Here is a 25252-nt window from a genome sequence, read left to right on the forward strand (position 1 = left end):
TTTCATTTTTAGCTGCAAATAATCGATAAACGCTCTAAGTATTTCAATAAATTTATTATTAAATGTGAAAATGAAAAAAATTAATGGTTTAATTAAACTCTTACCTTCATAAAAAATTATAAAATGAAAAATATAATAATTTTCATAGTGTTTATACTGGCTTTGGTACTTGTTCAGTTTGCCAATGGTCAATCAGTAGATGACATTATCGATCAATATATTACAGCCCGCGGAGGGAAAGATAAATTAACTTCCATAAAATCATTATACATGGAAGGTACAAGGCAAATGATGGGCAACGAGGTAGATGTAAAAGTTACCAAAGTAGATGGAAAGCTCAGCAGGGTTGACTTCGCTTTTGGCAGTAATACAGGATACACTATTATTACGCCCGAGAAGGGATGGAGTTACATTCCAATGCGCTCTGACAAAGCAGAAGAAATGCCCCAGGAAAGATTAAAAACAATGCAGGATCAAATGGACATCGCAGGCCCGTTAGTAAATTATGCTTTCAAAGGTTACAAGGCATCATTGCAGGGAAAAGATACCGCTAACGGTAAAGAAGCATGGAAAATACTACTTACCAACAGTCTTGGGAAAGAAGAGACTTTTTATATAGATACTACAACTCATTTATTGATTCAAACAAAACAAATGACAGAAGGTGGCGGCAGAAGAAATAGCGGCCCGACTGAAGTTATCACCGACTTTAGCGATTACAAAGATGTTGATGGTGTTATGTTTCCACAAACGCTAACCACAGAAGGAACTGGGATGGGATCAGGAGCAATGATATTTGATAAGATTGAAATCAATAAACCCGTTGATGAAAGCCTTTATAAACCTTCAAATTAATAGGTTCTTTTATATACCGGTTGCTGCCGGTATATAATTAATAATTATTGCAAAAGAATTAATCAACAACCGTTTTAATAATGGATTACCTGTAATTCATAAACACTTCTTACATTTAGCCTTTCAATCCTGATTAAAAATAATTTTTCCCTTCATGAAAAAGATTCTGCTCTTTTCAATTAGCACCTTATTAATTTCAATTTCTTTTGCACAAAAAAAGCAAAAATCTACACTAGCTTTAAATGATGACAGTCTATTATTAAGCAAAACGAAATACAGGCTGGTTGGGCCTTTTCGTGGCGGCCGTAGCGGAACAGTTTGTGGAGATTATAACGATAAGAACACGTTTTATTTCGGTGCAACCGGTGGGGGCGTTTGGAAAACACAGGACGGTGGCAGTAACTGGAAAAACATTTCAGATAAATTTTTTGGAGGTTCTATAGGCTGTGTAGCCGTTGCTCCTTCCAACTCTTCAATTATTTATGTGGGCGAAGGAGAATCGACCCTACGCAACAACGTTAGTGAAGGACATGGCATGTGGCGCAGTGATGATGGTGGCAGAAACTGGAAACATATTGGCCTTGATAATTCAAGGCATATCATGCGAATAGTAATTCATCCAACTAATCCTGATATAGCTTGGGTTGCTGCTCTTGGTCATTTGTTTGGCCCATCAAATGAAAGAGGCATCTATAAAACTATAGATGGAGGAAAAACATGGAAAAGAGTTTTATACAGTGATGACACAAGTGGCGGTGCTGAATTAGTGATGGAACCTGGAAATCCTTCGGTGTTGTATGCAGCAACGTGGACGGTTAAACGCACTCCTTATAGTCTTGAAAGTGGTGGTAAGGGAAGCGCCTTATGGAAAAGTACAGACGATGGTGAAACATGGAAAAAATTAAATGATAAAAAAGGTTTTCCTGGTAATACTTTACTGGGAAACATTGGCATTGCTGTATCTCCAGCCAACCCGGAAAGAGTATTTGCATTGGTTGAATCTTCAAAGGGAGGTTTGCTTAGAAGCGATGATGGAGGTGAAACATGGAATTTGGAAAGCACCGATCCTAACATACGCCAACGTGCATGGTACTTTAGTAAAATATATTGTGATCCAAAAAATGAAGATATAATTTATGGGCTTAATGTTAACATGTATCGCAGCAGTGATGGCGGTAAAACTTTTAAAAAGATAAATACACCTCATAGCGATCATCATGATCTTTGGATCGATCCTAAGAACGGCAATAGAATGATTGTCGCTGATGACGGCGGTGCTCAAATAAGTTTTGACGGCGGTAATAACTGGAGCACCTATTACAATCAACCAACGGCCCAATTCTACAGGGTTTCAACAGATAATAATTTTCCTTATCGGTTGCTTGCTGCACAACAGGATAACAGCACAGTACGTATTTTATCAAGATCGCAAAGTAACCAAATCGATCAAAGCGACTGGACTTCAACAGCCGGATTTGAAAGCGGGTATGTTGTTGCCGACCCATTAAATCCGGATATTGTATATGGCGGCAATTATGGCGGCTACATTTCACGGTTCGATCATAAAATAGGAGAAAACCGATCAGTAAGTGTTTGGCCGGTTTACGATTTGGGGAGTGGAGCGGATGTTTCCAAATATCGTTTCCAATGGAACTTCCCGATTTTCTTTTCACCCAACAATCCAAAAAAATTATACGCAGCAGGTAATGTATTATTTGCAACAGAAAATGAAGGTGCCACATGGACAGCACTAAGCGGTGATCTCACTACAAATGATAAATTAAAACAAAAATCAAGCGGAGGGCCTATAACCCAGGACAATACAGGAGCGGAAGTTTATTGCACAATTTTCACAGCAATGGAGTCGCCACTTGAAAAAGATTTATTATGGACCGGCAGTGATGATGGCCTTATCAACGTTAGTAAAGATGGCGGAGCTCGTTGGGATAATGTAACACCGTCTGAAGCAGGAAAATGGATGATGTGGAATTGCGTAGAAGCTGATCCATTCAAAAAGGGAACTGCATATTTTGTTGGAACAAAATATAAAATGGATGATTATACCCCGTATATTTTTGTAACGAATGATTATGGCAAAACATGGAAGAAAATAACTAACGGTATCGCCTCCACGCATTTTGCAAGATGTCTTCGGGCAGATAAAAAACGTCCCGGCTTATTGTATTGCGGAACCGAATATGGCATGTACATAAGTTATGATTATGGTGAAAACTGGAAGCCTTTTCAGCTTAATTTACCAATGGTACCCATTACAGATCTTACGTTGAAAAACAATGACCTGATTGTGGCTACACAGGGAAGATCATTTTACATCTTAGATGATTTAGGGGTGGTACAAAACATCGATAAAAATGTTACACAAAACGATTTATACATTTTCCCTGTGGATACTGCTTACCGCATCAACGGGTCACAAGACCTCAATGTAAAAAATGCTGGTGTTAACCCTCCCAACGGAGTTGTTGTAAATTATTATTTGAAAGATGTAAAAGATAGTAGCCTCGTAAAAATACTTGTTTTAGATAAAAACAAAAAAGTGATCAGCGCCTTTAGCACAAAGCCTTCAGGTGATACCGCGAAAATTGAAGTGTCGAAAGGCATGAACCAGTTTGTATGGAATATGCAATACGCTCCTGCAGAAAAAGTAGATGGAATGATTTTATGGAATGGAAATGTAGGTGGGCCAAAAGCTATACCGGGGAAATATTTTATCCGCGTAATTAATTACGATAAAAAGGATAGTTTGGAAGCAGAAGCCACTATTAAGGCCAATCCAAACTTCAAAGAAACACAACAGGAATATGAAGAGCAGTTTAATTTTTTAATTACTGTGCGAGATAAATTTTCTGAAATTCAAAAAGCCATCAAAAACATTCGTGCAATAAGGAAGCAAATAAATGATTTCATGGCGCTTCAGGGAAAAGATACGTTAGGAGAAATAAAAACTATGGCTGATTCCATTAATAAAAAAATGACTGCAATTGAAGAGGCCTTATATCAAACCAAAGCAAAAAGTGAAGAGGATGTTTTAAATTATCCTATCCGCTTAAATGACCAGATTGGAGGCCTATACGGTTATGCTGCTTCCGGCAATTATCCGCCAACCCAACAAGTAAAAGAAGCTTATAGTTTTTTAAGCGCTAAAGCCGATGCAGAGCTTAATAAATTAAAAACAATTATGAATGTTGATGTTCCAAAATTCAATGCATTGATAAGAGAAAAGCAATTGCCCGTAATTGGTGTAAAGAAAGAATAATTAAAAAGGTAAAATATTACATGTCAATCTAAAAGATCAGGTCTTTTTTCTTTTGTTCTTTCGATAGATTGTTCATGCCGCCATTCTTCAATTTTTGAATGATTGCCGCTCATTAAAATTTCGGGAACTTTCCAACCCCTGAATTCCTCAGGCCTCGTATAAACGGGGGGTGCTAATAAATTATCCTGGAACGAATCCATCAATGCTGAAGTTTCATCGTTTAAAACACCGGGCAATAATCGACCTATTGCATCTACAAGTACTGCTGCGCCTAATTCTCCGCCACTTAGTACATAATCACCAATAGAAATTTCCTTTGTAATAAAATGATCACGCACTCGTTGGTCAATACCTTTGTAATGGCCACATATCAATAACAAACTATTTTTTAATGATAAAGTATTGGCAGTTTTCTGATTAAATTTCTCACCATCAGGTGTTAGAAAAATTACTTCGTCATACTTTGTATCTTTTTGCAAAGATTCAATTGCATTAACTAACGGTTCAATCATCATTACCAAACCTGCACCGCCGCCAAACTGGTAATCATCGACCTGGCCATGTTTATAATTTGTATAATCTCTAAGATTAAAAATATTCACTTCGAGTAACCCTTTTTCTTTTGCCCTTTTTAAAATTGAATGAGCAAAAAAACTTTCCATTAACTGCGGTACAACGGAGATGATATCAATCTTCATGATGCAAACATATAGTAAATGATGTGAGGTCTTTTATATAAATCCTATTCAAAAAACTCATCCAAATTTCTTTTTTCTTTTTTAGTTGGTCTTCCTTTTTTACTTTTCCTTTTTCCTGTATTAAAAACAAAGGCGGTGGTTTGAATTTTTTCCTTCGGCTCTTCCGGTGTTAGGTCGATATAATACTTTATTGCCTCAGAAAACTGAACCCTGTTATGTAACAGTTCAATCACTTCAATTAACCATTTTTTTGCCTCGGTTTTCACTTCATATTGTTCTCCGGTATTAACTGTCTTAGATGCTTTCACATTCACTCCCTTACATTTCACTTTTCCATTATTACACGCATCGGCCGCAAGGCTTCTTGTTTTAAAAATGCGTATAGCCCACAAATATTTATCAATTCGTAATTTTTCTTTTTCCGCCATGTACAAATTTATAACTCAATTATATAAATGGTATTATGAAATAATAAGTGTTTCTGTATTTTTACCGATAAACAAAAATCAATGGCAAATAACAAGCATAAAATCTCCCTACTCATTATTTTTCTAATATATTCAATTTCCTCTTTTAGCCAGTTTCGTGCTAAAGAAATTAACTGGACAAATGATGGAACCGCTTACTTAAAGTTAAAAGAGGGAAACATTGTAAAAACCGATGTAAAAACAAACACCGAAACGATTGTTGTAAAGAAGGAACAATTAGTTCCTCAGGGCACGGAAACGCCTTTGTCATTTAACATCTACAGTTTTTCACCCGATTATAAAACACTGTTGATTTTTACAAATACAGCTAAAGTATGGCGGTATCACACCCGCGGAGATTACTGGATTTTAAATGTCACATCTAACCAACTTACACAATTAGGCAAAGGATTACCGTCTCAATCTTTAATGTTTGCAAAAATTTCTCCGGATGGAAAAAATGCAGCTTATGTAAGCGAACACAATTTATATGTTGAAGATCTCTCCTCTCATAAAATAACTCAACTAACGATGGACGGTACACGAAAATTAATCAACGGTACTTTTGATTGGGTTTATGAAGAAGAATTAGGCTGCAGGGATGGTTTTAGATGGAGTCCCGATAGTAAAATGATTGCGTTCTGGCAGGTTGACGCAACAAAAATCCGGGATTATTATATGCTCAATACTACTGATTCAGTGTATTCAAGAATCATCCCCGTTGAATATCCAAAAGTTGGTCAGCCGCCGTCGCCGGTGCGCATCGGTGTAATTACAATAAGTGATAACTATATAAAATGGATGAATATTCCCGGGGACCCGCAGGAGCATTATTTGCCAAGAATGGAATGGGCCGATAACTCCAATCAATTGGTTGTTCAGCAATTAAACAGGAAACAAAACGAAAGCAAACTTTTTTATTGTGATGTTAACACAGGCGAAGCAACCAATTTTTATACAGAAAATGATAAAGCATGGATTGATATAAAATCGAGATGGAACGACGATGACCCAACAGGTTGGGAATGGTTGAATAACGGAAAAAACTTTTTATGGGTGAGTGAAAAAGACGGATGGAGACATATCTTTCTTGTAAGTCGTGATGGTAAAAAAGAAACACTGATTACAAAAGGCGATTATGACATTGATAACATTAAATGCATAGACGATAAAAATAATTTCGTTTATTTTATGGCTTCACCCAATAATGCTACACAACTTTATTTATACAGGGTGAAGATGGATGGAAAAGGAAAACTGGAGTTATTATCTCCCGCAAATATGATTGGCACACACGATTATAATATTTCTCCCGATGCAAAATATGCCCTGCATTCTTTTTCTAATTACAAAACTTTTCCTGTACGTGAATGGATTTCTTTACCAGACCATAAGCCCCTGGATGAAGAAAAGAGTATTGCAAAAAATATGAAAGTGAACGAAAATTCTAACGTTGAATATTTTAAAGTTACCACCGATGATAATATTACGTTAGATGGCTGGATGGTAAAGCCGGATAACTTCGATTCTACGAAAAAATATCCTGTAGTGTTTTACGTATACGGTGAGCCCGCAGGCTCCACGGTTGAAAATACATATGGTGCCCAGTATAACTTTTTATATAATGGCGATATGAGTAAGGACGGATACATACTTATTTCGGTTGACAACCGTGGAACGCCTTCCCTGCGTGGTGCAGCATGGCGAAAATCAATTTACGGGCAAATAGGAAGACTTAATATTCACGACCAGGCAATGGCTGCAAAAAAACTATTTACAGAAAAATCGTATTTAGATACAAGCCGAGTGGCCGTGTGGGGATGGAGTGGCGGGGGGTCTTCTACCCTTAACCTGATGTTTCAATATCCGGACATCTATAAGACGGGCATTTCTATTTCTGCGGTTGATAACCTTTTATTTTACGATAACATTTATGAAGAAAGATATATGGGATTACCACAGGAAAATATGGATGATTATATAAAAGGATCACCGATATACTACGCAAAAAACCTTAGAGGAAATTTATTATTCATTCATGGAACGGGCGATGATAATGTACAATATGATAATGCCGAGGCCATGTTGAATGAGCTAATAAAATATGATAAAACTTTCCAGTTTATGCCTTATCCCAACAGAACGCACAGCATATCAGAAGGTGAAGGTACCCGTAAACATTTATCAGATTTATATACTCGTTATCTGCGAAAAAACTGCCCACCGGGCGCAAGATAAATCTTGCTACATTTGGTTTTAAAATACTTAAGATGCGAATCTTTGTTATTATAACATTATTGCTAAGCTTAGGCATTTTTAATTCGTGCCAAAAAAAATTTGAAGAGCCAAATGATTCCTCGCCAGCCAGCCCGACAGAATTTAAAGCAAAGATTAACGGTGTTCCATTTATAGCAGTGATAACCGGTGCTGCGATAAGAGAGGATAGTGTAATTTCTATCGCGGCAGAATCGAATGACAGGCAAATGATTGTACTAGCAGTTAAAGATTCCGGAGTTCATGTATATACTCTGGCGATGAAAAGCGTCTTTAATTTTGGAGGATACACAGATGCTACCAGCATAGCCTTTTATTCAAATGAAGGAATTAATCCCGGTGATTCGGGAGGAACTCTGGCAATTACTTCACTAGATCGCGTAAAAAAATTAATTAGCGGAACCTTTTATTTTAAAGCATTCCACCAGGATAACAGAACCCAAAGAACTATAACCGAAGGAGTTTTTCATAACATAAGCTATTAGACTTATCCTCGCTTTTATTATGAATTATATTGAAGTAGAGCTTTTGTATTTGAGCTTTTTATTGTGGTGAATTTTGCCTTCATTTTTAAAAATTTCTTTTCGTAAAATTCGTAAGAAATATATGCAACTATTATAGCTGTAGAAATAATAAGAAAGTAAATTATTAAATAATTAAATACAGAATCGGAATTAAATCTACCTAATAGTTTTAGGTAAAAAAAGATGAGCAATGGATGAATAACATAAATGCCGTATGAAATCTTTCCAATAAAATCACAGGGTTTATTTTCAAGATTGATAATATGATTTCTTTTTGTAATCTGCCCAACTATAAGAAAGACAGAAATCATTGCAATTAAGTCCTGATCAATAACAGAAGCAATGTGAAATTTATTGATAGCAATTAAAAAAATACAAAGCCATGAAAAAAATTGTGTGATTTTATGCGTCGCCAGCTTGATAAAAATATCGGTTTTATTATAATACAAAATTGCTCCTATAACTCCAGTTAGCATTATATTGAAACGAGTAACACTTATTGCTAAAAAAGGAAGTTCAATTGCAAATTTTCTTGCTAATATCCAAAAGAGGAATTTTAAAGAGAGTAATATGAACATTAATATAATCGCAATTTTTAATAATCTTTTATTGGGCTGTTTTGCTAACTGTGGGAAAAATAAATAAAATTGTTCTTCCACGCCCAACGACCAATAGTGCGCAAGAAAAGGAAGCGCTTTTCCCAAAATGAAAGGAACATTTGCAGCAAGAAAAATGTAAAATGGAACCGAAAATTTATTAAAAGCAATTCCGAAAATTATAGCAGTTACTATCGAAGCAAAAAGATATAGATAATACAACGGCCATATTCTTAACAATCTCCTGATATAAAAATCTTTAATTTTCAAGTGCCCTAATTCTTTTTCTTTTAAAAGTAAAAAAGTAATCAGGAATCCGCTCAGTGTAAAAAAAATGCTAACCCCATCTCCCGCAAGGTCCAAGCCTTTGGGATTTCCATCCATATCGGTTCCAAATATTTTGCTATTGAGCCCAAATTGACTTAAAGCTAGTGTTGTATGAGATATAACCACTGCTATTGATGCAATAGCCCGTAATCCATTTAAGCCGGGCAAATAAATGGGCTTTGAAGTGCCTTTGAATATATTATTCTTCGGGGCCGCGAATAAGGTATTGCTTGTGTGCAAATAGTATTGTTATAAGAGATCAGGGGTTATAATAATTATTTTATAACGCCTGCTGTTCTCTTTTATTTCATACTAAATTGGAATACGATACAAACCAGATACGACTGGTAAAAAAATAATTAAAACACGTTTCATTTTTCGTCACAAAAGAGCTGCAACATTTTGCGCCTCTTTGGAAAACAATAATCTGAAATTTTTATTTGTATAAACTATTAAGTTCGTTTTTCATACCTGTTACAGATGCGGATGTATTTTCGGTGGCATTTGAAAATAAATCTTTCGCATCCACTGCTTTCCCATAGAAAGCCTCATTAGCCTTACTATCAACACTTATTGCAGAACCGCTCAAGCTAATACCTGCAAACAAACCTTTGCTTCTTGAATACGAGTATACTTCTGCTTCCATTTTGTAATCTGTACTTGCCGTTGAATTGCGACCAACAGGACCTGCAGTTGCTGAGATGTCGCCACCTAAAGTAAAACTTCCTTTCCCGATTTTTTCAAGTGTTTCCTTGCTCTTAAAAATTAATACTAAATCTATAGACTGAACCCCCGCCTGCAAACCAACGCTTCCTCCTGTTATTGTTACAAACACAGGATTGCTCCATGATCCATCAGCAAGTTTCACCATTGCGATTCCTTTGCCTCTTTTTGCTGCGAGTACAAATCCGCCATTAATCAGCCGTGGCACAATTATAATTCCTTCTGTAACCTTCAGCAGCTCTTCCGGAATACTTTCCTTCATATTTCCGAAATCCTTTAACACCTGCGTAGAAGCAGTAATTTTATCTTCCTGCTTTTCCTGGCTCTTAGCTTGTACAAAAAACAAAGAAAAAAGAGAAGCTAGTGTAAAAAGTTTTAAAAATCTATTCGCTTTCATGATAAGAATTTTAATAAATTAATAATATGCCTGACAATACAACATTAATGCCACTAACATTTCTTGTTTATCAATTAATATATAAAATGATTTTTAGACTTTATTTGTTGGTATTATTCATCTGGTATTTTTTGCTCGGCTCTGTAAGCAGTCGCCAATTTTTTGCATAAAAAAAGCTGTATCAATGTTTTTGATACAGCTAAAATTTATAAATAGCTTAAATTATTATTCTGCCTTTCCCGAAGATTCCTTTGTAGAAGATTCAGTTTTAACTGCCGCAGAAGGTCTTTCAGCCCTTTTTACATAAGGTTGACGACTGGTTGTTTTACTTTTTTTATGAGATTCCTGGCGTTTAGCAAACTCTGAATCATGTTCGGTGCTCCACTTGGTGAACTTTTCCATTGCGGTTGCTTCATCAAATAAACCGAGAGTAACTCCGCGAAGCAAATGCTTTAGGTATAACACACCTTTAAAGCTTAAAATACGACGAACAGTATCAGTAGGTTGCGCACCCTTGTGCAGCCATTCCAATGCTTTCTGACGATCGATTTGAATACTGGCCGGAACAGTAAGCGGATTGTAAGATCCTAATTTTTGGATGAATTTTCCATCACGCGGGCTACGGGCATCTGCAACTACTATAAAGTAAAATGGTCTTTTCTTAGATCCATGTCGTTGCAATCTCATTTTTACAGCCATAAAAAATAGAAATTTTTTTTGGGTTGTTAATAAATTTAGTTTCTAAAGGATTGCGAAGATAAGAGTCGCAATTGAAAATTACAAATCAATATTCAAAATTTAATATAATTGATGTGTATTTTATAATTAAACGCACGATGAGTATGATTTAATATACTCTTCATTTATTTCTTTCCCATGCCTGCAAGTTTACCCATGGGCATTTTATTCATCATCTTCATCATATTCTTCATCTGGTCGAATTGCTTTATAAACTGGTTAAGCTCCGCAAGATCTTTTCCGCTACCTGCTGCGATGCGTTGTTTACGGCTTGGATTTATAATATCAGGATTACGACGTTCTTCTACCGTCATTGAGTTAATCATTGCTTCAATGCCTTTAAAAGAATCGTCATTTATATCAATATCCTTTATCTGCTTGCCAACGCCGGGTATCATTCCCATAAGATCTTTTAAATTTCCCATTTTTTTTATTTGTTGTAGCTGGGTTTTAAAATCCTCAAAATCAAACTGGTTCTTTCTTATCCTTTTCTCAAGCTTTGCCGCCTGAACTTCGTCAAACTGTTCCTGCGCTTTTTCAACAAGGCTTACAATATCGCCCATTCCTAAAATTCTCTGTGCCATACGTTCGGGATAGAATACATCAAGCGTATCCATCTTCTCTCCGCTGCTCACAAATTTTATAGGTTTATTTACCGTCGATTTAATTGAGATTGCCGCACCTCCTCTTGTATCACCATCTAATTTAGTTAGAACAACTCCGCTATAATCAAGTCTCTGATTAAATGCCGCAGCGGTATTAACTGCATCCTGGCCCGTCATACTATCAACCACAAAAAGGATTTCTTTGGGTGAAACCGCATTTTTAATGTTCGCTACTTCGGTCATCATAACTTCGTCTATAGCTAATCGACCGGCGGTATCAATTATTACTACATTTTTATTTTTCGATTTTGCCTCTTTTATTGCATTTTGTACAATGGCAACCGCATCTTTATTTTCAGGTTCGCTATAGACTTCCACATTTATTTGCTCGCCCAATATTTTCAATTGTTCAATTGCAGCGGGCCTGTAAATATCTGCCGCAACCAGCAATGGCGATTTACCTTTTTTAGTTTTAATATAATTAGCCAGCTTCCCGCTGAAAGTGGTTTTACCACTACCTTGCAGGCCAGCAATTAATATTATGGCCGGGTTGCCACTTAAGTCAAGTTCGGCTTCACTTCCACCCATTAATTCCGTGAGCTCATCCTTAACAATTTTTACCATTAATTGCCCGGGGCTAATCGAATTAATTACTTTTTCACCCGTAGCTTTTTCCTTGATGCTGTCTGTAAAATCTTTTGCAATTTTGTAGTTCACATCAGCATCTACCAGTGCCCGGCGAATTTCTTTAACGGTTGAGGCAACATTGAGTTCAGTAATTCTTCCTTGTCCTTTAAGATTTTTGAATGCACTGTCCAGCTTATCACTTAACGACTCAAACATATTTATTTATTAAATTTTCTAAAGAAATGATAAATACAAACTATTGTTTATTTGAGCTGCAAATTTATGAAAAATGAGTGATGTAACGATTGGCAAACGCCCCGATTATAATGGTACCATTAAAGCTCAATCTTACTTATTAGGTGCCGGCGTTGAATTTTCTAACTGTTTTATAAGATTCTTTCCAGCTTCCGATACATATAAACATAGTTGCTTTTTATTATTTATAATTTCCATCCTTGTTTCAATTAAACCCCGCTTATATAACCCCGCGAGGGAAGACTTCATTTCATCTGGAAGACAAGGTACTTTTTCACCGCTCGCCAGTTCCTTTTCATGACATTCTCTAAGTTTTGCAATCATTCTCTTTGTTGGCTGCCTCATTGATAGTTTCATAAATAAAATTTAATTAGAAGTTTGAACAAATTATAAATTATCCCCGCTGACAGCCCCAACCTATTGCCTTTATTTTGTAATAACAACGGTTCCGGCGGCATCGGGAATTGGCGTAAAGCATATATTTTCTTCCCCACAGAACCGTTCTACTGCTTTACGGGCGCCTTTATAATGGTCATTATTAAAATCATGAACAAAAATGTAGCCACCATTTACTAAATTTTTATAGAAAAATTTAAGTCCCTCATAAACGGGTTCATATAAATCTGCATCAATGCTTATAAATACAAATCGTTCATTGATATTTTTAGCAGACTCAGGAAAAAATCCCTGAACCGGGATACATTTTTCCGGGAAGGGCATTATTCTCAAAACCGAAGCCACAGAAGTATTAGTGAAGTCTTGTGAGCCTGATGAAAACCCCTCATTTATTTCTTTGTTAACATCTCTTTTATCAAAGCCTTCAAAGGTATCAAAAAGGTAAAGATTTCTTTCTTTAAAATATAAATTTATGTACCTGGCAAATTTCCCCTTATATACACCCAATTCCGCTACATTACCCCTTAAATTTTTTTTATTGATTTCGAAACTTATTAATTCTAAGGTGGCAATTCTTATGTAGTCAAAATAATTTTTATCGATATTTCTCTTTCTTTCCAGGAATTCTAAAGAATTAGTTATAAAAATTTTTTCTCTTTGCAGTTTTTTACCAAATAAAAAATTGATCCCTTTAGAAAGACGCCTGAACATACTTATTGCTATTTATAAATAAATATAGATTGAGATAAACAAAAAAGCCAAACTCAAAAGTTTAGCAGTGGAATTAAGGGGGAATTACGTTGTCCCACGAGGATTCGAACCTCGACAAACAGAATCAAAATCTGTCGTACTACCTTTATACTATGGGACAAAAGGATTGCAAAAGTAAGGCTATGCATTAAAATTTCAAAACCGTAATTGAAGTTTGTTAATTAACCTCGTTTTCTTTGTCCTCATCCTCTTTGAGTTTCTTAATATAGTCCAAAGCATCAGGGATTACATCGCACATGATGGTTATGATAGAGCCGGGTTTAGCATTATCATATGCATATTGAATTGCTTCACTTTCTTTTTGTAAAATTATTACAGGCAAATCACTGCTTTTACTTTCATTTATTCCTTGCACCAAGAGACTAATTATTTCTTCCGCAGTGCGACCGCGTAAGTGTTTGTCCTGGCGAATAATTATTTCATCAAAATTTTTCGCAGAAATTCTCCCTATTTCACGAATGTCCTCGTCTCTTCTGTCTCCTGTTCCGCTAATAATTCCAACTTTATAAGTACTATCCAACCGGTTTACAAAATCGCACAATAAATTTAACCCGGCAGGATTATGGGCAAAATCTGCAAGAAATTTAAAATTTTTAAAGTCAAAAAGATTAAGTCTTCCGGGTGTTTGCGAAACGGAAGGAATAAAAGTGTGCAAGGCCTGGCGTATATCTTCTACTTTTATATTCCTAAAAAGATAGCAGGCAAGGATTGATGGTAAAGTATTCATGATATTATGTATGGCCTTACCACCAAACGTTATTGGGATTTCATTTACTTTTTCCACTCTTATCTTCCAGTTCCCCTTTAGTATTGTCACATAACCATTTTCATAAACTGCCGCAATACCTCCTTTTTTGCAATGCCGTTTTATACGCTCATTATTTTCATCCATGCTAAATAAAGCGATCTGGCAATTAAGATCCCTTTTCATATTGTAAACAAGATCGTCATCTGCATTTAAAATTGCAAAGCCATGAGGGAAAACAGTTTCAGGTAAAACCTGTTTTACTTTAGCCATTTGTTCAAGTGTTTCAATACCTCCAAGGCCAATATGATCAGCAGTAACATTGGTTACAATCGCTATATCACAATTTGTAAAAGCCAGCCCATTTTTTAAAATTCCACCTCTTGCGCATTCTAAAACAGCAAAATCTACTGTGGGATCTTTTAATACAAATTCTGAGCTTTTAGGACCAGTACAATCCCCTTTCATCATCAATTGATTTTGTATATAAACGCCATCTGAAGTGGTGAAGCCCACTTTATAACCTGCCGCTTTACAAATATGCGCTGTCAGCCTGCTGGTAGTAGTTTTGCCGTTTGTCCCAGTAATTGCAATAATAGGGATTCTTCCATTGACCCCCTTCGGATAAAGCATTTCAACAACGGGCTCTGCTGCATTTCTGGCTATACCTTCAGAGGGCTCAACATGCATACGAAAGCCCGGTGCTGCATTTACTTCAAGTACAGCACCGCCGGTTTCTGATAAAGGCCTCTTTAAATCTGCTGCCATAATATCGATACCACAAATATCAAGTCCGATTATTTTTGCAATACGCTCGGCTAAAAAAATATTTACAGGGTGCACTTCATCGGTTACATCCGTTGAGGTTCCCCCGGTAGAAAGATTGGCCGTTGGCTTTACCAAAACCAATTCATCTTTTGCAGGAATTGTATTTAAAGTGTATCCTTTTTCATCCAATATTTTTTGCGTAAAGTCATCAATTTTAATTTGCGTCAATACTTTTTCATGGCCATATCCGCGTCTTGGATCTTTATTGGTTTCGTTTATGAGCCATTCAATTGTGTGTTCACCATCCCCTGTAACGGAGGCGGGTGTACGAAGTGCCGCACAAACAAATTTAAAATTGACCACTAAAACCCTGAAGTCAAATCCTGTAATATATTTTTCACAAATAACATGTCGTCCATATTTCCTGGCCGCTTCCAAAGCTTTTTCTGCCTGTTCATAAGTCGTAATATTTGTAGTAGCGCCTTTTCCATGATTTCCATTTACCGGCTTAATTACAAATGGATATCCTACTTCCTCAATGGCACGCTGTACATTTTCATCACCGTAAAGAATTATTCCCTTGGGTACAGGAACTTCAGCGGCTCCCAATAAATTTTTTGTTTCTTCCTTATCGCCGGCAATGTCTACTGCGATGCAGGATGTTGTGCTTGCTATAGTTGCACGTATTCTTTTTTGATGAATTCCGTAACCAAGCTGTACCAGGCTTTGTTGATTTAAACGAATGTAAGGTATGCCACGTTTTACGGCTTCATCAACAATGCTTTTTGTGGAAGGGCCAAGCCTTGTATCTTCTCTTATAACCCTCATTTGCTGTACTTCCTCTTCGAGATTATACGGAGAATTGTCAATCAAAGATTGTACTAATCTATAGGCTGATTTTGCGGCAAACACGCCAGCTTCTTCTTCCATATAATCAAACACCACAAAATATTCTCCAGGCTTTCCCGTAGTTCGTGTTCTGCCAAAACCCATGTCCATACCAGCGAGAGTTTGAAGTTCAAGAGCAACATGTTCAATAACATGGCCGAGCCAGGTTCCTTCTTCTACGCGGGATAGAAAGCCTCCCGGAACGCCTTCGCTGCAGCGATGCTCATAAAGCGTAGGTAATAATCCTACGAGTTTTTCTTTAAATCCTTTTAATTTATTTGTGGGAAAATTTTCCATTTCTTCAAGGTCTATTTTCATTTGTATAAGCTTAGGCCGTCTTATACTCCAGTAATTCGGACCCCGCAAAATTTTTATTTCTATAATCTTCATAAAGTGACTAATAAATTTTGAGATAAATGTTTAAGTTCTCTCCTAAAAAGAGATAAGTGATTTGTAAGTTAGCAATTATTCATTATCAAAAAATACAATGGATTGTACAATCTCTTCATTTCAATTCCGTTACTTTTGTAATTAGTATTTATTTTGACAGTAAAGGCGCATTGAATACTAACCAATAATTGTATTGATCAATGAGGCGCCGCTGTTTATATCAAAATTGAATGCATGCAAAATCCAAAGGGAAAACTTTTTGCCATAGGTGGCGCCGAAGATAAAGGCTCTGAGCTGGAAAAGGGAGATATAGCCAGGAATAATCTTAATTTTTTTGAACTCGGTATTCTTCGTCATATTGTAGAAGAAGCCGGAGGTCCCGATATAAGAATGGAAGTAGTAACCACAGCTTCTATGATACCAAATGAAGTAGGAGAAAATTACCTGAATGCCTTTGGAAAAATAGGGTGTACCAATATCGGTTTATTACCCATCCGCAACAGGGCGGACGCAATGGATAAAGAATATATTGAGCGCATAAAAAAATGTGATGCTATAATGTTTAGCGGCGGTAACCAATTAAGATTATCAGCAACTTTTGGAGGCACTGAATTTTTAGAAATTGCTCTAAGTCGTTATCACGATGAAAAAGATTTTGTTGTTGCCGGAACTTCCGCGGGAGCTATGGCAATGAGCAACACGATGATTTATGAAGGAAATGCAGCCACCGCTCATTTAAAAGGTGAAGTAAAAATAACCACGGGCCTTGGTTTTATGGATGATGTAATTTTTGATAGCCATTTTGAAAAGAGGGGAAGATTTGGACGACTGGCGCAGGCAATTGCCAGCAATCCTTCTGCCGTCGGGATTGGGCTTGGTGAAGATACCGGAATGCTCATAAAAGAAGGTAATATAATGGAGGCCATTGGAAGCGGGCTGGTAATGATTATTGACGGGCACGATATAATGCACAGCAATATTGCCGATATTCCTGACGGAAACCCGATAAGTATAGAAAATATTAAAGTACATTTTTGTGAAAAAGGAAATGGCTACTTACTCAAAGAACGAAAGTTCATCCCTGACATAAAAGAATACCTTAAAGGAGAAACATCATCAAGGGGGAAGCTTAAAAAAGCCATTTAGATTTTTCTCTTAACTCGACTTCAATAAATAATAATTCTTCTTTCCTTTTTGTACCAAGAGGTATTTTTCATTCAATAAAAAGTTTGCATTTACTTTCGTTTCAGCATCCGTTACCTTTTCTTTATTTAAAAAAACGCCGCCACCGGCAAGCATTTTACGCGCCTCTCCCTTACTTGAAAATATTTTAGTATCCGCTAATAATGAAATAAGGTCAATGTTATTATTAAATACTTTTCTATCTATTTCAATTGAAGGAACTCCTTCCATCACCTGCAATAACTGCTCTTCATTTAATTCTTTCAGCGTTTGTGCGGTATCGTTACTAAATAAAATTGCAGACGCTTTCACCGCAAATTCGTAATCTTTTTTTGAATGTACGAGGCAGGTGACTTCTTCAGCCAATTTCTTCTGAAGAATACGCTGGTTCTCATTTCCCGTGTGTTGCCGAACAAGTTCGTCAATTTCTTCTTTCGATAAAAAAGTAAAAATTTTAATAAACCTTTCGGCGTCTAAATCAGCGGTGTTTAGCCAAAACTGGTAAAAGCTATAAGGTGAAGTTTTATCCGGGCTTAGCCACACATTTCCTTTTTCGCTTTTACCAAATTTTCCTCCATCTGCTTTAGTTAACAGCGGGCATGTAAACGCAAATGCTTCGCCCCCGCTTTTACGCCTTATTAATTCAGTTCCGGTAACAATATTTCCCCATTGGTCACTTCCGCCAAATTGAAATTTGCAGTTTTTGTTTTTATTCAACCAGTAAAAATCATATCCCTGAACCAATTGATAAGTAAATTCTGTAAAGCTCATTCCATTTTCTCCCTCAAGGCGTTTACGAACACTATCTTTAGCCATCATATAATTTATGGAGATATGTTTACCTACATCCCGTATAAAATCAAGAAATGTAATGTCTTTAAACCAATCATAATTATTAACCATCTCAGCGGCGTTTTCTTTCCCCGGATTAAAATCCAGAAATTTTTCTAATTGTTTTTTTACTGCTGCAACATTATAATTCAACACCTCTGTACTTAATAAATTGCGCTCCTCACTTTTTCCTGAAGGATCTCCCACCATGCCTGTGGCACCCCCAACCAAAGCAATTGGTTTATGACCAAATTTTTGTAGGTGCATTAATACAATTATGGGAATGAGGCTCCCAATATGCAGGCTATCGGCCGTGGGATCGAAGCCAACATATCCTGCGGTAGGTTCTTTACAAAGTTGTTCTTCAGTGCCTGGTATTATGTCTTGTATTAATCCGCGCCATCTTAATTCTTCAATTAAATTGTTCATACTATTTCCCAAAATGATGTTTTCTAACCCTTCAAAAATAGTTCACAAATAAATATTTCAACAATTGAATTTAAATGGCGGGGATATTTTAATTACATTTTGATTAATTCAAAAGTGCAAATGAAGGAGGTAATTGAAATTTTCCAGGATTCTATTACTGTAAAATTTCAATAAGTTTTGTTTAATTTTAATAACTAATTAGCATTGAGAGATACAATATAAAGAATTAATATCCGTTTTAACTGCCCAGATATTTACTGAAACTCCCATTAAAATTGATCATTCCCCCAATATGAGAATTACCAGACTTGCCAAATTAATATGCCTGTTGATTTTGCCTTGCTGCGGGTTTGGGCAATTTAGAAAATATTCCAACGAATTTTTAAACATAGGAGCAGGTGCCCGTGGATTAGGAATGGGCGCTGCGCAATCTGCTTCCGTTTCGGATGGAACTGCTGGATATTGGAACCCTGCAGGACTTACAAGTGTACAGGATAACCCATCTATAAATCTCATGCATGCCAGTTATTTCGATAATATAGGCAAATACGATTATGGAAGTTTTGCCATTCCTATTAGTGATAATAAAAGAACCCTTGGCTTTTCTATTTTACGTTTTGCAGTAGATGATATTCCAAATACACTATTTCTTGTTGAACCTGATGGAAGCATTAATTATGGAAATATCACCACTTTTTCTTCTGCTGATTATGCATTCCTGTTTTCATTTGCCCAAAAAATAAAGGATGATGATGATTTTAAAATGAGCTTCGGAGCGAATGCTAAAATAATTTATCGCAAGGTTGGGCATTTTGCAACCGCGTGGGGTTTCGGCTTTGATGCAGGATTTAAAATGCAAAAGAACAGGTGGTCGCTTGGCGTAGTTGCGAAAGACATTACAACCACTTTTAATGCATGGTCATTCAATTTTACTGAAAAAGAAAAGGAAGTTCTATACCTCACAAAAAATGACATCCCGGTAAAATCTACGGAACTCACAGCGCCAAGACTTACTATTGGAAATTCTTATAATTTCAGGCTGGGCTCATCCGCAAATCTCTTAGCTGAGGCCGATTTCGATTTTACTTTTGATGGTCAACGGAATACTATAATAAGCGGAAAAACTTTAAGCATCGATCCACATGTGGGGCTTGAGGCTTCAATTAAAGATGTATTTTTTATACGAGCGGGCGTATATAATTTCCAAAAGGCACTTGCCGACGGAGATACAACTAACCAGAAAAAAGTTTGGATTTACCAGCCAAGTTTGGGAGCCGGCTTCAAAATTAAAAATGTGCGAATTGATTACGCTTTCTCAAACCTCGCTAATCAATCTAACCCTTTATATACTCATATTTTTTCTTTAAGATTTGATTTGGCCAAAAAAGAAAACGATTAAGGCCTTAACTAACAACCATGAAAAAATTATTATTCATATTCTTTATTTTCATTTCAGCCTCAGTTGTTGCTCAAACTTATAACAATAACTGGATTGATTACGGTAAAACCTATTACAAATTCGCAGTTGCCAAAACAGGACTTTTTCGAATTCCGCAATCTGCTCTTAATTCAATCGGGCTGGGCAATACCCCTGCAGAGCAATTTCAATTGTGGAGAAACGGAGAACAAGTTGGGCTATATACATCGGTGGCATCCGGTCCCTTAGGTTCATCTGACTACATAGAATTTTGGGGAATAATGAATGACGGTAAAAAAGACACCAAATTGTATCGCGACCCCGACTACCAGCTTTCAGATTATTATAGCCTGGAAACAGATACCGCCGTATATTTTTTAACAGTAAATCCGTCGGGGGGCAATTTAAGATTTGTAAACAGCCCAAATAATGTTGCGGGTAATACGCTTTCCCCCGAGCCCTATTTTATAAATACGAGATCAGTAAATTATAACAACAGAATTAACATGGGATTTGGAGTACCGCTTGGAGAATACGTTTATTCATCTTCTTACGATATTGGAGAAGGCTGGACTTCAAATGATGTTGCGCCTGGTTTTGCGCTTTCTTATCTTATTGATAGTATTTACATGTATAGTGGCGGCCCCTTGGCTTCTTTTAATTTTGCTGTGGCCGGCAATGCATATAATATAAGAAATGTAAGAGTTAAATTTTACAACAATGTTATTGACGATGAACCCATGTCCAACTTTACCTATTTAAAAAAGCAGGTAAACAATATTCCGGCAAGTTATTTTCCAAGCAAGGACCATATATTGATTTCTATTGAGCCGGTTTCATCGGTGTCAACTGACAGAATAGTAGTTTCTGCATTTTCATTAACTTATCCGAGCAAATTTAACTTTAATAATCAGAAGAGTTTTTATTTCGAATTACCTGCTACAAGCACCGGAAACTATTTGGCAATTGATAATTTTAATTTTGGTAACACCAATCCTGTTCTACTTGATATTACTTCGGGTGCCAGGTACATAGGCGATATAACTTCAAGCCCGGGCAAAGTATTATTTGTGCTGCCACCGTCTTCGATTACGAAAAGAAAATTTGAAATAGTAAGTGAGGATGCATCTAATATAAATTTCATTAGTTCCTTAACGCAAAGAAATTTTGTTAACTATGGTGTAGCCGCTAACCAGGGAAATTATCTTATTATTAGCAACCCGGTATTATACAACAATGGTTCCGGGGTTAATAATGTTGATCTATACCGGGCTTACAGAAGCTCATCGGCAGGCGGCGGGTATGATGCTAAAATTTATGATATAGATCAGCTTACGGATCAATTTGCTTATGGAATAAAAAAACATCCATTGGCTATAAAAGATTTTATACAATATGCGACTGCTACGTTTTCTGAAAAACCGCAATATGTTTTCCTGGTCGGAAAAGGGATAACATATAGTGATTATATCGCTAATCAAAATAGCGTTTATGACGACCAGTTAGATCTCGTACAGACCTTTGGTAATCCCGCCTCGGACATATTACTTTCTGCGCCGTATGGCAGTACCATACCGAGTGTTCCTATTGGAAGACTTTCTGCCATAACCGGGAACGAAGTAGGTATATATCTCCAAAAAGTAAAAGAGTATGAGAATGCCCAGGTAACAGGGACTCAAACACTCGACAGCAAATTATGGACAAAAAAAGTAGTTCATGTGGTTGGAGGAAAAGACAGTTCGGAAAGTGACCTGTTTACTTTTTATATGAATCAATATAAAAATGTAATTATCGATACTTTATTTGGAGGCAATGTAGAAACTTTTGCAAAAACATCTAATTCTACGGTACAACTGATTTCGGGGCAACGTATTGAACAATTATTTAATGAAGGCATTGGCTTACTGTCTTATTTCGGACATTCTTCGGCCAATACGCTAGAGTTTAATCTAAGCGACCCTTCAGTTTATCATAACCAGGGGAGATATCCTTTCTTTTGTGTAAGTGGGTGTACAGCCGGTAATATATTTTCATTTGATCCCACAAGGGTTATTGAAAATAATTTATCCATTTCAGAAAAATTTGTACTTGCAAATGAAGGAGGCAGCATTGGTTTTTTTGCAAGCTCACACCTGGGTGTACCGCCTTATCTGTATAGTTATGATATTGACCTATACAATCAGATAGGAGTAGTAAATTATGGCAATACCATTGGAAATGATATAAAAAACGTTATAACAAACTTGGGAGGAGCCAATAATTCATTAGATTTTCTCACCAGGATTAACATGGAAGAATTAAACTTACATGGCGATCCTGCTTTAAAAATAAATCCTCATCCAAAACCAGATTATGTAATAGAAGACCCCCAAGTAAAAGTTAATCCTTCTTTTATCTCTGTATCCGAAAGCAGCTTCCAGCTCGATGCTAAAGCTTTTAACATTGGAAAAGCCACTGGCGATTCGATAACTTTTGAAGTAAAAAGAACTTATCCTAACGGAGTAACGGATGTTATTTTTAGAAAAAAAATCCCGGGCATAAGATATGCCGATTCTATTCGAATTTCAATTCCTATTATTTCTACAAGAGATAAAGGATTGAATAAGATAACGGTAACAATAGACGCAGATAATGAAGTAGATGAACTATCAGAAAATAATAACAGTATAACAAGAGATGTTTATATATATCAGGACGAAGCCACACCCGTATACCCTTATAATTTCGCGATAGTTAACGTGGGTAATCAAAAATTATACGCTTCCACATCAGATCCTTTGAGCACTGCCAAAGATTATGTTATGGAAATTGACACCACTTTACTTTTTAATTCTTCAATCAAAGTAAATAAAACTGTTAATTCACCCGGCGGCGTTATAGAATTTGATCCCGGTTTATCCTATACCGATAGCACTGTTTATTATTGGCGGGTTTCAATAAAACCTGCTTCGGGCTTACCTGAAGATTATCACTGGAACAATGCGTCGTTCATATACCTTAATAATAGTTCAGCAGGGTCTAATCAATCACATTATTATCAGCATCTTTATTCTGATACACAAAATATTAAACTGGATAGTTCAAGACATTGGGATTTCGCTTCATTAGACAATTACATCTATGCAAATATGGGCGTATATCCTACAGCGGCTACCCTTGGCTCCGAAACCTCCGTAACCGTAAATGGAAGCAATGTAGCTGCCGCATTTTGTGGATATCCTGGAATTATTTTTTCGGTTTTAGATCCGGTGTCATTAAAACCCTGGTTAAATGCAGCGTCAGGACCAGGTCTATATGGTAGCGAGCCGGTATGCCAGGCTACGCGTCGTGCCAATTTTCAATTTAATCATCTTGACAGGAACAGAAGAAAGCAAGTAACAGATTTCCTTGATTCCATTCCTGATAATTATATCGTGGTAGCACGCTATATATCCGGAACTGATTCAACTGCCAATACGTACGCATCTGCATGGCAGTCTGATACCGCAACTTACGGCGTCAACACCATGTACAACAGGTTGAAATCACAGGGCTTTGTTTTGATCGATTCATTTTATCGCCCACGTGTGTTTATATTCATGTATCAAAAAAACAATCCTTCATTTAACCCCGAATTTCTTTTCTCTGATGGTATCTACGATAAAATTGAATTGAAAAAACATTATTCAACTCCTGATACTTTAGGATACATAACTTCTCCCAAATTTGGACCGGCAACCTCTTGGAAAGAAATGCACTGGCGCGGAAACAGTCTCGAACAAAATTCTCCCGACAATCCGAAGATTGATATTATTGGAATTGATAGCCTTGGCAATTCAACGACTTTATTTAACATAGATAAAACAAAACAGGATGTTGATATTTCATCCGTAAATGCATCAAAATATCCATTTATTCAACTAAGGATGCGTAACTCAGATAGCCTGAAATATACCCCTTATCAACTCTTATACTGGAGAATTAATTTCACTCCCGCACCCGAAGGAGCGCTTACCCCTAACCTATATTTTTTAACTAAGGACACACTTGGACAAGGAGAAATTTTACACTTCGGAGTCGCATTTAAAAATATTAGTGTTGCTGCATTTGATAGTATGAAAATAAAATTTGAGGTGATAGATAATAATAATGTAACTCATCTTCTTCCATTGCATAAGGTTAAACCACTTATTAGTGGCGACACGATTAAACTTCAATATGATATTGATACCAAGGCGTTTTCCGGTCCCAATACGTTGCATGTAGACTTCAATCCTGATAATGATCAACCAGAACAATATCATTTCAATAATTTCCTTTTCAGAAACTTTTATGTAAAAGCTGATAAGTTTAATCCATTGTTGGATGTTACATTTGACGGGGTTCATATTTTAAACCGTGATATTGTTTCTGCAAGGCCACATATTGTTGTTAAGCTAAAAGACGAAAGCAAATTCCTTTCGCTTAATGATACATCATTAATGAAAGTTCAGATACAATATCCCGATGGCTCGCTCAAGACTTATAATTTTGACAATGATACATTGCGCTTTACTCCAGCTAATATAGCAGCGGGTGAAAATACTGCCACCATTGACTTTTCTCCTGCATTGTCCGGAGATGACGAAGAATATGTATTAATTATTTCAGGTAAAGATGTGGTGGGTAATACAGCTGGCAACCTGAACTATCATATTGATTTCAGGGTTATCAGCAAACCAATGATCTCCAATTTGCTGAACTATCCAAATCCATTTACAACATCAACCGCATTTGTGTTTACAGTTACCGGATCAGTTGTACCACAGAATATAAGAATACAAATATTAACCATTACAGGTAAAATAATAAGAGAAATCACCAAAGATGAATTAGGCCCTTTGCATATAGGCAGAAACATTACGGAATATAAATGGGACGGCTCAGATATGTATGGACAAAAAGTTGCGAATGGAGTTTATCTCTACCGGGTACTTACTAACCTCAATGGGAAATCTTTAGATAAGTTTACTGATTCGGGCGATAATACCGATAAATATTTCACCAAGGGTTACGGTAAAATGTATTTTATGCGGTAAGAATAATGAAGGAAA

The 25252-nt window shown here is 36.5% G+C and carries 17 protein-coding genes and 1 tRNA gene; 7 read left to right on the plus strand and 11 right to left on the minus strand.

What is annotated here, in order from left to right; translation table 11 throughout:
* Nucleotides 1-123: 123 nt before the first annotated feature.
* Both FW778_RS10410 and FW778_RS10415 read left to right on the plus strand, forming a co-directional pair.
* Nucleotides 124-855: an outer membrane lipoprotein-sorting protein gene (locus FW778_RS10410; protein WP_150414644.1), complete on the plus strand. Its 732-nt coding sequence runs from the start codon at nt 124-126 to the stop codon at nt 853-855.
* Between the two features lie 154 nt (nt 856-1009).
* Nucleotides 1010-4132: a WD40/YVTN/BNR-like repeat-containing protein gene (locus FW778_RS10415; protein ID WP_150414645.1), complete on the plus strand. Its 3123-nt coding sequence runs from the start codon at nt 1010-1012 to the stop codon at nt 4130-4132.
* Nucleotides 4133-4155: 23 nt separating this feature from the next.
* Here the strand turns inward: FW778_RS10415 and trmD are convergent, their stop codons facing one another.
* Both trmD and FW778_RS10425 read right to left on the minus strand, forming a co-directional pair.
* Nucleotides 4156-4830, minus strand: a complete 675-nt coding sequence (gene trmD, locus FW778_RS10420; protein ID WP_150414646.1) for a tRNA (guanosine(37)-N1)-methyltransferase TrmD — start codon at nt 4828-4830, stop codon at nt 4156-4158.
* Between the two features lie 44 nt (nt 4831-4874).
* Nucleotides 4875-5258 carry an RNA-binding S4 domain-containing protein gene (locus FW778_RS10425; protein WP_150414647.1) on the minus strand — a complete coding sequence of 128 codons (384 nt, stop codon included), beginning with the start codon at nt 5256-5258 and terminating at the stop codon, nt 4875-4877.
* An 81-nt stretch (nt 5259-5339) separates the two neighbouring features.
* On the opposite strand from FW778_RS10425, the gene FW778_RS10430 reads away from it, so the two are divergent.
* Both FW778_RS10430 and FW778_RS10435 read left to right on the plus strand, forming a co-directional pair.
* Nucleotides 5340-7535, plus strand: coding sequence for a S9 family peptidase (locus tag FW778_RS10430; RefSeq protein WP_202552180.1), 2196 nt, complete (start codon nt 5340-5342; stop codon nt 7533-7535).
* Between the two features lie 32 nt (nt 7536-7567).
* Nucleotides 7568-8056, plus strand: coding sequence for a DUF6252 family protein (locus FW778_RS10435; protein ID WP_150414648.1), 489 nt, complete (start codon nt 7568-7570; stop codon nt 8054-8056).
* Nucleotides 8057-8073: 17 nt separating this feature from the next.
* Here the strand turns inward: FW778_RS10435 and FW778_RS10440 are convergent, their stop codons facing one another.
* From FW778_RS10440 to cphA, 8 genes are all read right to left on the minus strand, one after another.
* Nucleotides 8074-9258, minus strand: coding sequence for an acyltransferase family protein (locus tag FW778_RS10440; RefSeq protein ID WP_150414649.1), 1185 nt, complete (start codon nt 9256-9258; stop codon nt 8074-8076).
* A 196-nt stretch (nt 9259-9454) separates the two neighbouring features.
* Nucleotides 9455-10138 (minus strand): lipid-binding SYLF domain-containing protein, encoded by a 684-nt coding sequence (locus FW778_RS10445; protein ID WP_150414650.1) that lies wholly within the window; start codon nt 10136-10138, stop codon nt 9455-9457.
* 225 nt (nt 10139-10363) lie between these two features.
* Nucleotides 10364-10837: a 30S ribosomal protein S16 gene (gene rpsP / locus FW778_RS23645; protein ID WP_150414651.1), complete on the minus strand. Its 474-nt coding sequence runs from the start codon at nt 10835-10837 to the stop codon at nt 10364-10366.
* 164 nt (nt 10838-11001) lie between these two features.
* Nucleotides 11002-12324 (minus strand): signal recognition particle protein, encoded by a 1323-nt coding sequence (ffh, locus tag FW778_RS10455; RefSeq protein ID WP_150414652.1) that lies wholly within the window; start codon nt 12322-12324, stop codon nt 11002-11004.
* 132 nt (nt 12325-12456) lie between these two features.
* A complete protein-coding gene (locus tag FW778_RS10460; RefSeq protein WP_150414653.1) occupies nt 12457-12720 on the minus strand; it encodes a hypothetical protein in 264 nt (87 codons plus the stop codon).
* Nucleotides 12721-12789: 69 nt separating this feature from the next.
* Nucleotides 12790-13470, minus strand: coding sequence for a TylF/MycF/NovP-related O-methyltransferase (locus FW778_RS10465; RefSeq protein ID WP_150414654.1), 681 nt, complete (start codon nt 13468-13470; stop codon nt 12790-12792).
* Nucleotides 13471-13559: 89 nt separating this feature from the next.
* A tRNA-Gln gene (locus FW778_RS10470) sits at nt 13560-13630 on the minus strand.
* 57 nt (nt 13631-13687) lie between these two features.
* Complete coding sequence (gene cphA / locus FW778_RS10475) at nt 13688-16321, minus strand: cyanophycin synthetase (RefSeq protein ID WP_150414655.1); 2634 nt, start codon at nt 16319-16321, stop codon at nt 13688-13690.
* 234 nt (nt 16322-16555) lie between these two features.
* Here cphA and FW778_RS10480 point away from each other — a divergent pair, with 234 nt between their 5' ends.
* Nucleotides 16556-17467, plus strand: coding sequence for a cyanophycinase (locus tag FW778_RS10480; RefSeq protein ID WP_150414656.1), 912 nt, complete (start codon nt 16556-16558; stop codon nt 17465-17467).
* A 9-nt stretch (nt 17468-17476) separates the two neighbouring features.
* On the opposite strand, the gene tyrS is transcribed toward FW778_RS10480, so the two are convergent.
* A complete protein-coding gene (gene tyrS, locus FW778_RS10485) occupies nt 17477-18763 on the minus strand; it encodes a tyrosine--tRNA ligase (RefSeq protein ID WP_150414657.1) in 1287 nt (428 codons plus the stop codon).
* Between the two features lie 292 nt (nt 18764-19055).
* Between tyrS and FW778_RS10490 the strand changes: the two genes are divergently transcribed.
* Both FW778_RS10490 and porU2 read left to right on the plus strand, forming a co-directional pair.
* Nucleotides 19056-20162, plus strand: a complete 1107-nt coding sequence (locus tag FW778_RS10490) for a putative type IX sorting system protein PorV2 (RefSeq protein WP_150414658.1) — start codon at nt 19056-19058, stop codon at nt 20160-20162.
* Between the two features lie 17 nt (nt 20163-20179).
* Entirely contained in the window at nt 20180-25237 is a 5058-nt protein-coding gene (gene porU2, locus FW778_RS10495) for a putative type IX secretion system sortase PorU2 (protein WP_150414659.1), read from the plus strand.
* Nucleotides 25238-25252 lie beyond the last annotated feature (15 nt).

Origin of the sequence: Ginsengibacter hankyongi, assembly GCF_008710285.1 — a bacterium.
GTDB classification, from domain to species: domain Bacteria; phylum Bacteroidota; class Bacteroidia; order Chitinophagales; family Chitinophagaceae; genus Ginsengibacter; species Ginsengibacter hankyongi.